The following is a 620-nucleotide window of genomic DNA, read 5'->3' as shown; positions in this document are numbered from 1 at the left end:
GTCAGTGTTTTGAAACCGTCAGCAACGATAGCGTTGAAGTGTACGAATACATCTTGGCCGCCGTTGTCTTGAGATAGGAAACCAAAACCTTTAGTTTCGTTGAACCATTTTACTGAACCAGTTACTTTAGCAGACATAAAAACCTCTGAATTAAAAACATTAATGATAAATTATTGGTGGATCTTTTTTTAAGCTATTGAATGTCAATCAAGAGGAAGTTGTACGCAGGTGTCTGAATGGGGATTCAAGATTTTACTGAGAAGGAACTTAAACTAAATGTAGCATTAACAGCTCTCTTCGAAGAGCCAAGCACTACTATACACCTTGTTTAAGAAATAGCTACATTTATTTTCAAATAAATTCAAAAACGTTTATGTGATAAGAGAGAACTTATCATCAATCGCCGGGCACTGGGCCTGTATGAAAAATGTCCAATGGTGTTTGTTACCGATTTCCTATTGTTCGAAAAACTTGAATAAGTAGCTCGAATCGCTCTGCTCATGATTATTTTTCTCCAAACTAAAATAAAACCATGTCGATAGCCATGAGCTGAAACTCGATTTGCAGACAGCCACCAAGGCGAACGAGGAGAAGAAGTATGAGCACATTCAGAGAAATTC

The 620-nt window shown here is 37.3% G+C and carries 1 protein-coding gene; it reads right to left on the bottom strand.

Annotated features, from left to right (window positions below; all coding sequences use genetic code 11):
• A partial coding sequence (locus tag R7R24_RS28140; RefSeq protein ID WP_318120366.1) for a cold-shock protein occupies positions 1-137 on the bottom strand: 137 nt, incomplete at its 3' end.
• Positions 138-620: the final 483 nt, after the last annotated feature.

The sequence above is a fragment of the Vibrio sp. 704 genome (genome assembly GCF_033339295.1).
This window is presented reverse-complemented; position numbering and strand designations above follow the sequence as displayed.